The organism is Priestia endophytica, assembly GCF_026790145.1.
GTDB lineage: Bacteria > Bacillota > Bacilli > Bacillales > Bacillaceae_H > Bacillus_I > Bacillus_I endophytica_A.
In genome coordinates this window covers 144681-158173 of the sequence record NZ_JALAMS010000018.1, presented here as the reverse complement: position 1 = coordinate 158173, position 13493 = coordinate 144681, and the positions used below count along the sequence as shown (strand labels likewise).

The window sequence follows — 13493 nt, the reverse complement described above, 5'->3', positions numbered from 1 at the left end:
TGACTATTACGAAACAGTAGGCGTTGGAGCATCGTCTATCTCGGTTGCCTTTCGCGCTTTTTGAATCGTTAAACCTGAGATAATGGAGAGTCCTGCTGACGCAATAAGAAACCAAAAAGCTGCGTCATATGAGCCATTAAATGTGCTAATTAAAATTCCAATCATAAGCGGTGAGACAAATCCAGCAGATTGACCGCCAAGATTGATCATTCCGCTTGCTGAACCGATAATATCTTTTGAAAACATTTTCTGAGGGAGAGCTGTAACTGTTGCAAAAACGAAAGATTTGAAGAAATAAACAAGAGCTTGAAAGGTGATAACCATTGCAACAGAAGAAGCATTATACATGAGGTATAGAAAGATAGCTGTTAAAGATGCGCTAGAAATCAACAAATATTTTTCCTTGCCGCTAAAATATTTGTCCATAATCCATCCACCCATTGTCATAGCAATTCCTGCTGCAACAAAAGGGAGCGGAGTTAAAATCCCAATTGCTTTCAAATCTAAATTACGTACATTCATTAAATACGTTGGCATCCAAGAATCTAGGCCCTTATTGACCATACTTAATCCAAACCAAGCAATAACGAGTTGCCACATAAGCGGCATTTTTAATAGTTGTTTTAAAGACGTTTTCTCTACTGTTTTTTTACTTTGTTTTTCTTCTTTCTGTACAGGGGACTTTATGAAAAGCCAATAAAATATCACGAAAACAATCCCTGCTGCTCCAATAACGAAAAATGTTTCTCTCCATCCTAACAATAAAATCATCGGAGCAATAATAAGGGGAGCAAAAGCACTTCCAACATAGTTAGAGGACATCAAAATAGAAGCCATTCTAGGTCTCTCTTTTTTAGGGAACGTTTCTGCGATTCCCTTTAAGCTAGCAGATGGATAAGCTCCTTCACCAATTCCAAATAAGAAGCGTATAACAACTAGTGAAGCTAATGACCAAGACAGTCCAGTGAATATTGTAAAAACAGACCAAATTAAAATAGCACTGATAATAATCTTTTTTGAACCGAATTTATCAGCAAGCCATCCGCCTGGTAGCTGCATAATGGCATAACCAATAAAGAAACTGCTTAATACTACTCCAAGCACCGTTGTACTTAAATTAAACTCACTGCCAATGGCGGCAATCCCGATGTTAATTGCAGCTCGATCAATATAAGAAATACACCAACCAAGAAATAAAAAAGCTAAAACCGAGTATTTGCCGGACGATTTGGCAGGTAAGTTAGGCATTAAGACATTCCCCCTTTATCTATTGAAATTGCGCCTTCCTTTTTAAGGTCTTTTTCATAATCTCCTAGCTTCTGAATGACGTAGCATGTAGATTTTATCCCATTAAGAAAATAATCAATTTCAATATTCTCATTTGGCGAATGATTTCCTTGATCGAAATTTGCATATGGAACAAGGATAGATGGCAATTGCAAAACCTCTGTCCATACATGGTCTGGCAAGCTCCCTCCAAGACTTGGCTGTATAATAGGCTCTTCATTATAAGCCTCTCGCAATGCTTCTGTTACAACTTCAACACATTTCAATTCTGCTGACGTTCGAGAAGGTTTAAAAGAGCCAACTCTCTTAACATTAATATCTGGAGCATATTTTTTTACATGAGTGCAAAATTTCTTATAGATATCATCAGGACTTTGATCAACAACAAGACGAATATCCATCTTTAATGTCGCTTTAGAAGGAATGATTGTTTTAGCTCCCTCTCCTGTATGCCCACTGTGAATACCACATATGTTAAACGTTGGTTCCATTGTTAATTTACGATAGTACGTCTCTCCATCCATTTTCAAATTAGGATAACCGATTTTTTTCCCTATTTCCTCTTGATTATAGGGAATAGATTTTAGTAGCTCTGTCTCTTTTGGAGATAGAGGTAAAATATTATCGTAAAATCCTTCAATTAATACTCGTCCAGAAGAATCTCTCATCGTTGATAACAAATCGAAAAGTTTCCAGACTGGATTCGGTACAATATTCCCTTTGTTACCTGAATGATTATCCCACTCTCCTCCCTTAGCTGTAAGTTCGAGATAAAGCATTCCTCTCACACCAAGCAACATAAGCGGCGCATCACTTTCGTGAGAAGAGCCATCAGAACTATATACAAGATCTGCTTTTAAAAGTTTTTTATTCTCTTCTACAAATGAAGGAAGATTGACGCTCCCATTCTCTTCCTCTCCCTCAAAAACAAATTTAATATTAATCGGCAATTCCCCTACAGCATCTAAATATGTTTTAACAGCTAGCACCTGAGCCATTAGTTGTCCTTTATTATCTCCTGCACCGCGACAATAAATTTTCCCATCTCTAACTGTCGGCTCAAATGGAGGAGAAATCCATTCATCAAGCGGGTCTGGAGGCTGGACATCATAATGTCCATAAATTAAGAGAGTAAAATTATTTTTACTGTTCATTAGCTCTCCATATACAACAGGATGACCGTCTGTTTCAATAAGACGTGTATCAATGCCTATTTCATTCATCATTCCTTTAAGTAAAACTGCACAATCCCTTATTCCTATATTTTGAGCACTTATACTTTTTTGGCGAAGTAAAGTAAACAATTGATTTAAATATTCTTCTTTTCTTTCTTTAATCATTGCTGAAACGTTTTTTAAGGTCATCACACATCTCCCCTTTTTTCGTTAAATGTAAAGTTTTCAATCAACCTTTAAGAGATCGGAACTAACAACCCTTGATTTTATGAATATAAAACCGTTAATTTGACGTTATATTGTCGTTAAATAATCCGATAAAAGTATTATAAATAATTTTCAGAATATTTACAATATTATTTTTAAGTATGTTATTCGTAACGCTTTTATTTTTCTTCCAAAATTTTATAATTTGTTTTATGATGACATTATTACATACTAACGTTGAGAAGGGGAAAATAATGATACGTATTGCTGTTATTGGTTCTGAACAACTTATAAGACATGTGTTAAAGACTAAAAAAGATGATATTGAACTCGTACCATGCATATATAAAACTCCTGAGGAAGCCCCTGCTCTCGTCAAAGAAATAAAGAACGATATTCATGTGTTGTTTTTCGCAGGTCCCATTCCTTACTTTTTATCTCAGCAAGAAATTCAAAAAAGTGGTCTTCCCTCTGTATATATTCCATCAGATGAATATAGCATTATTTTATCCTTGTATCATATTCGTTATATTTTACAAGAAGAAACAAAGAGAATTTCTATTGATATATCAGACCAAGATTATGTATATAACGTGTTTGATGAGCTAGATATAAGTAAAGACTCATTATTTGTTAAAGAATATGAAGGAAACTATAACCTCGACTCACTTGTAGCCTTTCATTACAACCTTTGGAAACAAGGAAAAGTTGACTTTGTTCTTACAAGTGTTGAAGCTGTATATGTGAAATTAAACGAACTTGGCGTAAAAAGTATGCACATTATTAAACCCCAAAAAAACATTTCTGATGCTCTAGATCGCGCTATTGATCAAGGAAAAATTAGAAATAGTAAGAAAGCACAAATTGTTGTAGGTCTTGTTACAATTGAAGATTCTTCGTATTCTCTTCATAACGCTGAAAGTGAGCTTCATCATCCCCCATCGATGAAAGCCTACCAAATATTAAAAGAATTCGTAAAAAAGATCAATGCATCCCTTTTACAATTAGAGGAGAATCAATTTATTCTTTATGCAACAAGGGGCGCTATAGAGAGCATAACAAATGGTTATAGTGAGCTTCCTATCGCAGCTGAAATGGAAAAAAGCCTAGAGGTTTCAGTTAGCTTAGGGTTTGGACTTGGATTAACAACAAAGGAAGCGCAGGAAAATGCCAATATTGCTCTTTATCATTCAAAAAATTCAGTACAAGGAAAAGCTTATATTGTGACAGATAAAAAAGTAGTCATTGGTCCTTTAGACAGTCAACCTCAGCAATATGCCTTAAGAAGCATGGATGAAGATATTCTTTCAATCTCTAAAAAAACAGGGATAAGCGTATCAAACGTAAGCAAAATTGTAGAGTTTCTAAATTTCCATAACTTTAATCATTTCTCAGCAAATGACCTTTCTGATTATTTACATTTAAGCAAAAGAAGTGCTGAACGGATGCTTAAAAAACTTCTGGATCATCATTTAGCTCAAGTTGTAGGAGAAGAACAACCTTACCAAAAAGGAAGACCTCGCTCCATCTATAAAGTAAATTTTTAAATAAAATTCTTGTAAACTCTAATTTTCATTGCAAAAAAAAGGAAGGAGAAAATCTCCTTCCTTTTTTCTATTCTTATGCTTTTGCAGGTACTTTAACACCAAATACAGATTTTGGCTCAAGGTATTCTTCAACTCCAAATACTCCCCATTCTCGACCAATACCAGATTGTTTAAAACCTCCAAATGGTGCGCTGCGATCTTGTTCAGCATCATTTACAACAATTTGACCTGCGCGAATGTTTTTAGCCACATAATCAAGAGTTTCCTGATCTTTACCAACTACATAGCCTGCTAGACCATATACAGTATCATTCGCAATTTCTAATGCTTCATCAAGGTCTTTATACGTGATCACTGCTGTTACAGGTCCAAAAATCTCTTCTTGGGCAATAACCATGTCGTTTGATACATCTGTAAAGATTGTTGGTTTCACATAATAACCTTTTTCTAATCCATCAGGTTTTCCTGTACCACCTGTAAGAAGCGTTGCTCCTTCATCAATTCCTTTTTCAATATAAGATTGAACACGATCCCATTGCTTTTTAGCTACAAGAGGACCTGTTACAACATTTTTGTCTAATGGATCTCCGACTGGGAATGACGGAATAGCTTTTTTCATTGCTTCCTCAAAATCTTTCTTCATAGATTCCGGGATGATAATACGAGTTGCTGCTGTACAAACTTGGCCAGAGTTCAATGAAATATGAGACACGGCAATTTTTGCAGCTTCTTCAATATCAGCGTCATCCAGTACGATTAATGGAGATTTACCGCCAAGTTCTAATGCTACTTTTTTAATTGTTTTCGCTGCATTTTGCATAATTTTTTCACCAACACCCGCAGAACCTGTAAAGGATACAAAGTCAATATCAGGGTGTGAGCTAATGCCGTCTCCGATTGTGCTGCCTGTACCATTTACAAGGTTAAACGCTCCTTTTGGTACCCCAGCTTCATCGATAATCTCAGCAAGGATCATTGCCGCAAATGGTGTAAGCTCAGCAGGTTTTAATACCATTGGACTTCCTGCTGCGATGGCGCTCGCAATTTTTGTAGACGTTTGGTTTGTTGGAAAGTTCCATGGTGTAATAAGACCGCTAACACTGATTGTTTCTTTAATTAATTTGTAATTCCCACGATCTTCTTCAAATTTATAGTCTTTTAAAGCTTCCGCCGTTTTCTTGAAATGTGCAAGACCCATTTCATAGTGAACTTCCCTAGAAATTTTAAGCGGAGCGCCAAGCTCGTCCGTCATTACTTGTACAAGCTCATCTTTACGTTTCTCGTATCCTTTTGCAATATTTTCAAGCATTTTAATTCGTTCTTCTCTTGATGTTTTTGAGAACGTTGGAAGAGCCGCTTTTGCTGCTTGAACAGCTTTATCTAAATCCTCTTTTGTTCCTTGGCTAATTTGACCAATCGATTCCTCTGTTGCTGGATTGATGACATCTTCCGTTTCGTTACCTGTTGATTCTATCCATTCACCGTTAATAAAATGTTTTAAGTTTGTATACATAAGTTCATCTCTCCCTTTTCAATTTACTCTTTTCTATTTTTAAATGTTATCCTGTTATAATATTGTCTAGTCTTTGTTTACCCGTCTTTATACATTTAAAACAAGAAAATTAGAAAAGAACTGTTTGATGTGCTCTTATGCTAAGGCTAGTATTCTTTTAATAATAGGACGTGAAAGACAAAATATCCCCTATTGTTTAGAAGTTTGATATTTGATCTACAATTATAAAAATGCCTAGGAATAAGACATTAAGAACTACTAAAGTTCCATAAAAACCACCTAAATTCGAAAGAAATAAAGATAGAGTAATAAAAACAATGGTTTCGATACCAAACAACATTACAAGAGCTCCTACCCTCTTTGCAAGTTTTTTTTCGTTTCGAGGTTTGAAGATGGCGTTATAGCCTGCAATGAAATCAACCTTTTCTCGTTTCCCAATTTTAACTCCTACATAAATGATAAAAAGGCTCATAAGAATAACGAAAAACAGCCTAATCATAAAAAAAAGTACCCTCCTTATTCTTTAATTTTCATTTTAATCTTTATACGATTGTTCTCTTCTTTTTGTTTCCCCTTCTTTAACTTTCTTTTCCATTTAAATTTTTCAGAAATAACTTTCATTTTATACTTTATCATAGTAAACTATTAGAGTGATAAAACAATAAAGGTTGGATAACAAATATGAAAAAAATTTTTGTAATGGCAAGCAGTGGGGGCAATTTATATCATCTAGGTGGCAGCAGTCCAGATCAATTGATGAAAGAATTAAATACACAAGTAAAAGAAGCTGGTTTTGTAATTGAAGGGGCTCAATTTATCGCAACAGATGCTTCTATGGATGCCCTAAAAAAGAATACAAGAGCACGACTACTCGAGTGGAATCAAGAAAGTGAACAATTGACGCTCGTTTTAGAAGATAGTTTAGAAGCTGTTAATGAAAAGGCCAAAGAAATAGATCAAAAAGTTGCTAAAAACATTTATGCGGGAAATATTGACGGTGTTATCGCGATGAGTGCTGATCCAAAAGGGGCAAACAAATTGGCTGCTAAAGCGACAGCTGAAAAAAAGATTCCTCTTGTTGGAACAGGAGGAACATCAATGGCAGCCTTCGGATCACTCGGAGCTCGCATTATTTCCCAGTCAGGTACAACAGGTACTTCAAACAAGACAAGAGCAATTGGCTTTGTTACGTCCCTTTCTAAACATTGGGGTGTAAAATATCGACCAGTGCTAAACGAAAAACAAAATAAGAATGATTTATCTTCTAGAAGCAAAAAGGTGAATTTTAGAAGCATTATGACCTCTTCACTTCCCGCTTTTATCTCTTTAGCTATTATTTTAGCATTAAGTAAAATTCCAGGACTTGAGAAAGTTGAAGATATTTTTGACTTATTAATTGCAGCTCTTCCTGTTGTAATTGCGGTTATTGCAGCTCGCCAAATAGCTGACTTAGATGAAATATCAATTGTGGCTGGTGTTGTGGCCGGAGTGATGGCAACAGATAGCGGCATCTTAGGTGGGTTACTTGCAGGAATTTGTGCAGGTTATCTTGTGCCAGCTCTGTTCTCGCTTTGTACAAAATGGCGCTTTCCTACCACAACTGTTAATATTGTCGCAGGTGGATTAGGAGGACTATTGCCTGGTCTTGCTGTCTACTTTATTCTTGGTCCTATTGCTCTCAAAGCCGGCAATCTTATTCGAAACACAATTGAAAGTATGATTGATTTTAATCCAATCGTAGCTGGAACTCTAGCAGGATTGCTCATTTGGCCGGCTATTTTAGCTGGTATCTATCATGCCGCTATTTTACCTATTGTTATTTTAGAAATGGAGAAAACAGGAAACAGTTTTTTGGGATCTGTCGATATGGTCGGACTCGTTATGGTTGCAGCTGGTATTAATCTTGCGAATATTATCTTCCCTAAAAAACGCGGAGAATCCGCAGCAGCAGCTCCCTCATTCCTTATCAACATTGGATTTGGAACGTTTGTCGAGTCTGCTTATCCATTTATGTTCGCAAGCAAACTAGTCTTTATCGGAGCACTCCTTTCGTCAGGAATTGGAGGGATGATTGTTGGGCTTTATGACTTACGTGGTACAGCTTACGTTCCTTCCGTTATTGCTCCATTCCTATCCAATCATACATCAGGATTTATTATTGCTATGATTGTTTCTTTACTCGCTTCCTTTATTTTTACAGCAACTGCAAATAAGCTAGAAACTACACAATCAAATAAAAAAGCTAGCGCGTTTTTTTAAAAATGCGCTAGCTTTTTTAGTCTACTTCTATTTTCAAGTGACGGTGAGGTACGGGAGAAGCTAGAATAACGGACGTTGTTAACATTCCAAACGGCATAAGTCGATCAATTAACATCCTCATTTTTGCCATATCCGGAACAGCGGCTTTTATAATATAGCCTGACGTACCTGTTACGCGATGAGCTTCGATAATTCCCTCCTCTTTTTCAATAAACTTTTCAATCTCGGCTGGAGACTTTTTTAAATCCCCTATTTGGATAAAAAGTTGAATATCTAAACCAACCTTACTTAATGAAATGCGCGCACTAAATTCTTCAATAATTCCGCTATGTTGTAAGCGATGAAGACGCTCTGAAACGCTCGGTCTGCTAAGAGCTAACCTTTTGGAAAGTTCACTAACGGTCATGCGACTATTTCGCTGCAAAAGTTCTAAGAGTTTTACATCAATTATATCCATATGAACAACTCCTTCAAAATAAAAACAAAAATTCAAAATATATTTCAAAAGAGAAAGTATATACTTTTATTCCCTTCCTTTTGATATGTAATTCTTCTCTCTGTCATCATATCATTAAATTGTGAAGTATCAAACTATTCTTTTTGAAATAAAGAAAGCTTTTGAATGGAGGATATGATGAAAAGACTTTTTAACATTTTACTCGCTTGCCTTCTTACAGGAACAGGCGTTATTATTTTAAATCATTCACATGTTGTAACAGGAGGAACTGCAGGTTTGTCGTTGAGCTTGGCGTATCTTTCCGACGCTCCTTTTACGATTTTATTTTTTCTTATTAACATTCCCTTTTACATTTTTTCCTTTTTTAAAATGGGCATGAAGTTTACAGTTACAACGATTTGTGCTGTAACACTGTTATCTTTGATAACAGCTGTTAATCCCTTTCTCCCTTCTTTTGAAATTCCAAGCATCCTTGGGGCTGTAATTGGTGGAGCAGTAATTGGCCTCGGATTATCTTTTCTTTTTATAAACGGCGCTTCTCTTGGTGGATTTAATATTGTAACTCTTTATTTTCAAAAGCGATTTCAACTAAATCCAGGAAAAGTAAATTTTTCGCTTGATTTTGCTGTTGTTTTATTGAGTATATATAGCATTGGAATTTTCAAAGGGCTATGTTCCGTTGTTTCTATTGCTGTAACCTCTTTTATCATAGGCTATTTCAAACGTCAAATCGCAGCTAGCAGCAAAGAACAAACTATACAACCTTCGATAAAAATGCCTTTTCAACATAAAGCAGAAGCTTAAAAAACCGAGCACAAAATCCGGCTCGGTTTTTTCTTATTTTTCGCAATATTTATGATAGCTTTCCTCAAACTGCTTGAGCTCTTTCTCGTTGAAAATGCGCTGCACATATAAATTCAAAAGTTCTTCATCTGTTAAGGGAGCATGAGATGATTTGGTGATTTGTTCTCCTGAATACTCATAGGAATGTGTTTTCCCTTCATATTCAAAAAGATCCCATCCTGTTCTCGTTGCGTATAACTCCCGATTTTTTGTTAATACATCAAAACCACCGCGAATTTTCCCTTCTTCAACTTCCGCTTTAATCATAGGAACGCCAGCATAATCTTCATGATATGTTGTAGATAGCGAAGCAAAATTCTCTTGAACAGTTTCTCTCAATTTTTTTATATCTTGCAATTCTAACATGTCTTATCACCTCTGTTAAAGCGTTTCCCCTATTACATTTAACTTGAAACCTCGCAATGCGCTAGAGTTACTTTGCAAGACTTCTCTTCCATGTAACAATGACTCTTAGAAGAAAACAGTTCTATATCAATAAGGTGAAGCTTTAAAAATGAGTTCTTTTATTCTGAAGAAGTAAATTAGAAGTATTATCGGGTAAGGGGGTAAGATTATACTGTTTTTCATATCGGAGAATCAAAATAAAAATGTCTCTATAATAAATAAAAGCGAAGGAAACGTATTTCCTTCGCTTTTAACCATAATTTTATAAAATTATGCTTTAACTACGTTAGTAGCTTGAGGTCCGCGGTTGCCTTCTTCAACGTCGAAAGTAACTTCTTGACCTTCTTCTAAAGTTTTGAAACCTTCGCCTTGGATAGCTGAGAAATGTACGAATACATCGTCTCCACCTTCAACTTCGATGAATCCAAAACCTTTGTCTGCGTTAAACCATTTTACTTTACCGTTTTGCATGAAAAAATCCTCCTAAATAACTGTACCTATATGTACAATATCCTATTATAACCATCTACTTATAATCATAGTCAATTAAAAAAGCTGCAACAGAATCTGGAGATTTAACCTTGCTATCCCCTCTTCAGTTACAGCTTATTTAAATCTCTATATTATTAAAAGTAAAATGGTTTAGATAAACTATAACACGTTAACCAAAAAAAAGCAAAAAATATCGCAAACTTTTTTTAAAATTGTAGAATTGTGCCTGTTTCCCTAAAAGTTCATGAGACAATCGTTCAAAAACATAAAATAGAATGAACAAGATCACGGAGGTGAATACATGGGTGTTGTAAAAGCAACAAATGCACATATTGATCTTCTCGCCCGCTTGCTTAGAGCAGAAGCGGAAGGTGAAGGACAACAAGGAATGATTCTCGTTGGAAATGTCGGTATTAATCGAATTCGTGCAAACTGCTCTGATTTTAAAGGGATTCGGACAATTCCTCAAATGATTTATCAGCCACATGCTTTTGAAGCTGTGACACATGGCTATTTTTATCAAAGAGCACGTGAAAAAGAAAGGCGATTAGCCCGTCGCGTTATCGGTGGAGAATATCTATGGCCTGCTCGTTACAGCCTCTGGTATTTCCGCCCTGAAGGAGATTGTCCTGCAACATGGTACGATCAGCCGCTTGTTGCTCGTTTTAAGCTTCACTGCTTTTATCAGCCAACAGCTGAAACATGTGCGAATGTGTATAGTACATTTTAAAAATAAACTAAAAAGCTCAAGCTGCTGTATTTGAGCTTTTTAGTTTTCTTCACTATTCTTCTCTATATGTTTCTTGATTTGCTTGTTGAATAAATGAGCTAGCAGGACCTCTTGAGCAAATACAAAGCTCGTGCATTGCCCTTGTACAAGCCGTATAAAACAGATTTCTCTCAAACTCTTTCTCGTACTTATGAGAAGATGCATCATAAACAATCACAGCATCAAATTCAATTCCTTTTGCTAAATAGACAGGTAAGATAATCGTTCCTTTTTGAAAAGAATAGGTTTCCTCATCCATAAGCTGAACATGAAATAGACTTTCTAATTTTTCATAAGCTTCGCGACTTTCCCGAGCTGTTTTACAAATAATCGCGATGGTTTTATGCCCCTTATCAATAAACCCCTTCACATAATCAGCAATCTTCCTATGATGAGAAGAATCGTCAACTTCGCTAACAACAGGTTTTGGTCCCCTTCTGTTAAAAGGTTCTATCTTCTCTCCTTCTTGGATTAACGGCTTTGTAAATTCCACAATTTCTCTTGTTGATCTATAGCTTTTTAAAAGCGTCATTTCTTCTCTTTCTTCCTCATTATAAAGAGTCGGTGACAGCAATGTTTCTCCATTCATCGCATGAGCATAAATCGCCTGATTCTTATCTCCTAAAATCGTCATTTGGCAGCGCGGAAAAAGCTTTTGAAACAGCATAAGCTGAAATGGCGAGTAGTCTTGTGCTTCATCAATGAACAAATGTTGAACAAGAAGGTTGCGCCTTTGGCCTTGAAGCTTTCCGAGGAAATATATATACGGAGCTGTATCTTCATACGGAAGATGCTTTTTACGCAAGTTTTTTAAAGTATAAGCTTTTATTTTCTCCCATTCATCTGGAACAGGAAGACCATTCACTTTGAATAGTTGTTTATAAAGAGCAACATCATCAATAAATTTTAATTTTTTCACTGCCGCTCTTATCGGTTTGAAATACTTTTTAACAATCTTTCGAGAAAGTCTCTTTTGCTCTCGTTCAAAATCATTAAACGTATTTTCTGAGAACTCCGCTTCTCTTTGAAGCTGATCATAGACATTCACGTAATCTTCTGTTTCTAAAAGTTCACTTTCCTCTAGTGCCCATTCTTCTTCCCTTTCTTCTCTTTCTTTCTTTGAAAGCTCTGTTAAAAGCCACTCGACAACAAGGTTAATTCGATTTGGAATAGATATTGAGGAATCAAGAGAATAAAAGTAAGCTTTTATTTTAACAGCATGAATGAGCATTCTACCGCGAAAACGAATATGTTTAAAAATCATATCTTGTTCTTTAAGATGATCAATGTAAGCATCAATAAGCTTTTGAAAAGAAAGCGTTGCTTTATATTGAATACCTGCTAACTTTGCTTCATAAAAATCAGTTTCCTCATATGATAAAACATATTCAAGCTGTTTGAATGGATTTTCTATTTTAAAACGACCGCCAATCTCTTTTTCAACATACTCCCGATATGTTGTTTGTTTAACATTATCTTCCCCAAGCTCTGGAAGCACTGTACCAACATAGCTGCTAAAAAGCGGATTTGGGGAAAAGAGCATAAGATTTTCAGCTGTTAAATGATGAAGATGACGATATAATAAATAAGCTACACGTTGAAGAGCAGCTGATGTTTTCCCGCTTCCCGCTGCACCTTGAACAATTAAATAGCGACTTTTTTCATTTCGAATGAGCGCATTCTGCTCTTTTTGAATCGTAGCTACAATCGTCTTCATATGTGTTGAAGCATTGTTTCCAAGTACTTCTTTCAATAATTCGTCCCCTATTGTTACTCCTGTATCAAACATACTTGTAATTCTACCGTTTTTTGTAATGAATTGTCGTTTCAACAACATAGAGCCTTCAATACTTCCCTCAACTGTTTCATACTTAGCATAGCCTGGTGAATAATCATAATAAAGACTTGAAATAGGAGCTCTCCAATCATAAATAAGAAAATTTTCTTGCTTTTCATCCATTAAAGAAGAAATGCCAAGATACACAATATCTTTGTCTTTCTCCCCATCTTCTCGAAAATCAATTCGACCAAAATACGGAGCATCTTTTAATCTTGACAGAGTTTTAAATCTTTTATGTAACTGACCGTGAGTGCGCTCCCGCTCTGAAAGCATTTCAGCCTGTTGCTTTATACTTGCTAACGTTTCAACAGCATCTTCATCATTCTCAATGTTTACTGTTACATCGTCCCAAAACGTTTTGCGCAAATGGACCACATCTGTTTTTAAATCTCCTGAATAAGAAGTAATCGTATTAAGCTGACGTTCAATTTCCTTTTTTACTTTCTCTATTCTCTTTTCTTCAAATTTACGTTCTTCACTTTTCTCCATTTTGTTCTCACGCCCTTAAAAAGTTTGACATTTAGATAAACTTATTATATAATTAATTTGGATAAGTTTATCTTTTTTATTTTGGTATATCCTTACCTATGATAACCTATTTAGACTATATTAACAATAAGCAAATGGCAGAACAGCGCTGTTCTGCCATTTTGATTTTCTCCTACTAAATAATAAACTTGCGAATTAGTTTCTTATTTC

12 protein-coding genes are annotated in these 13493 nt (G+C 35.6%); 4 read left to right on the top strand and 8 right to left on the bottom strand.

The window, feature by feature from the left end; all coding sequences use genetic code 11:
• Positions 1-6: 6 nt before the first annotated feature.
• Both MOC86_RS14580 and MOC86_RS14575 read right to left on the bottom strand, forming a co-directional pair.
• Complete coding sequence (locus tag MOC86_RS14580; protein ID WP_268584807.1) at positions 7-1248, bottom strand: MFS transporter; 1242 nt, start codon at positions 1246-1248, stop codon at positions 7-9.
• Positions 1248-2651 carry a M20/M25/M40 family metallo-hydrolase gene (locus MOC86_RS14575; RefSeq protein WP_268584806.1) on the bottom strand — a complete coding sequence of 468 codons (1404 nt, stop codon included), beginning with the start codon at positions 2649-2651 and terminating at the stop codon, positions 1248-1250. The genes MOC86_RS14580 and MOC86_RS14575 overlap by 1 nt, the downstream gene beginning before the upstream one ends.
• Positions 2652-2923: 272 nt before the next feature.
• Here MOC86_RS14575 and MOC86_RS14570 point away from each other — a divergent pair, with 272 nt between their 5' ends.
• The gene (locus MOC86_RS14570; RefSeq protein ID WP_268584805.1) at positions 2924-4216 is read left to right on the top strand and encodes a transcriptional regulator; all 1293 of its coding nucleotides are present in this window, start codon (positions 2924-2926) and stop codon (positions 4214-4216) included.
• Between the two features lie 73 nt (positions 4217-4289).
• Here the strand turns inward: MOC86_RS14570 and MOC86_RS14565 are convergent, their stop codons facing one another.
• Positions 4290-5729 (bottom strand): aldehyde dehydrogenase family protein, encoded by a 1440-nt coding sequence (locus tag MOC86_RS14565; RefSeq protein ID WP_268584804.1) that lies wholly within the window; start codon positions 5727-5729, stop codon positions 4290-4292.
• A gap of 196 nt (positions 5730-5925) precedes the next feature.
• Positions 5926-6228 carry a hypothetical protein gene (locus MOC86_RS14560; protein WP_268584803.1) on the bottom strand — a complete coding sequence of 101 codons (303 nt, stop codon included), beginning with the start codon at positions 6226-6228 and terminating at the stop codon, positions 5926-5928.
• 182 nt (positions 6229-6410) lie between these two features.
• Here MOC86_RS14560 and MOC86_RS14555 point away from each other — a divergent pair, with 182 nt between their 5' ends.
• Positions 6411-7988: a PTS sugar transporter gene (locus MOC86_RS14555; protein ID WP_268584802.1), complete on the top strand. Its 1578-nt coding sequence runs from the start codon at positions 6411-6413 to the stop codon at positions 7986-7988.
• 16 nt (positions 7989-8004) lie between these two features.
• Here the strand turns inward: MOC86_RS14555 and MOC86_RS14550 are convergent, their stop codons facing one another.
• Entirely contained in the window at positions 8005-8445 is a 441-nt protein-coding gene (locus MOC86_RS14550; protein WP_243511461.1) for an Lrp/AsnC family transcriptional regulator, read from the bottom strand.
• A gap of 177 nt (positions 8446-8622) precedes the next feature.
• Between MOC86_RS14550 and MOC86_RS14545 the strand changes: the two genes are divergently transcribed.
• Positions 8623-9249, top strand: coding sequence for a YitT family protein (locus tag MOC86_RS14545; protein WP_268584801.1), 627 nt, complete (start codon positions 8623-8625; stop codon positions 9247-9249).
• A 33-nt stretch (positions 9250-9282) separates the two neighbouring features.
• On the opposite strand, the gene MOC86_RS14540 is transcribed toward MOC86_RS14545, so the two are convergent.
• Both MOC86_RS14540 and cspD read right to left on the bottom strand, forming a co-directional pair.
• Entirely contained in the window at positions 9283-9654 is a 372-nt protein-coding gene (locus tag MOC86_RS14540; RefSeq protein ID WP_268584800.1) for a hypothetical protein, read from the bottom strand.
• Positions 9655-9963: 309 nt separating this feature from the next.
• Positions 9964-10164: a cold-shock protein CspD gene (gene cspD / locus MOC86_RS14535; RefSeq protein ID WP_019395360.1), complete on the bottom strand. Its 201-nt coding sequence runs from the start codon at positions 10162-10164 to the stop codon at positions 9964-9966.
• Positions 10165-10486: 322 nt separating this feature from the next.
• Between cspD and MOC86_RS14530 the strand changes: the two genes are divergently transcribed.
• Positions 10487-10915, top strand: a complete 429-nt coding sequence (locus MOC86_RS14530) for a cell wall hydrolase (RefSeq protein WP_268584799.1) — start codon at positions 10487-10489, stop codon at positions 10913-10915.
• Between the two features lie 52 nt (positions 10916-10967).
• Here MOC86_RS14530 and helD read toward each other — a convergent pair whose 3' ends face one another.
• The gene (gene helD, locus MOC86_RS14525) at positions 10968-13283 is read right to left on the bottom strand and encodes an RNA polymerase recycling motor HelD (RefSeq protein WP_268584798.1); all 2316 of its coding nucleotides are present in this window, start codon (positions 13281-13283) and stop codon (positions 10968-10970) included.
• Positions 13284-13493: the final 210 nt, after the last annotated feature.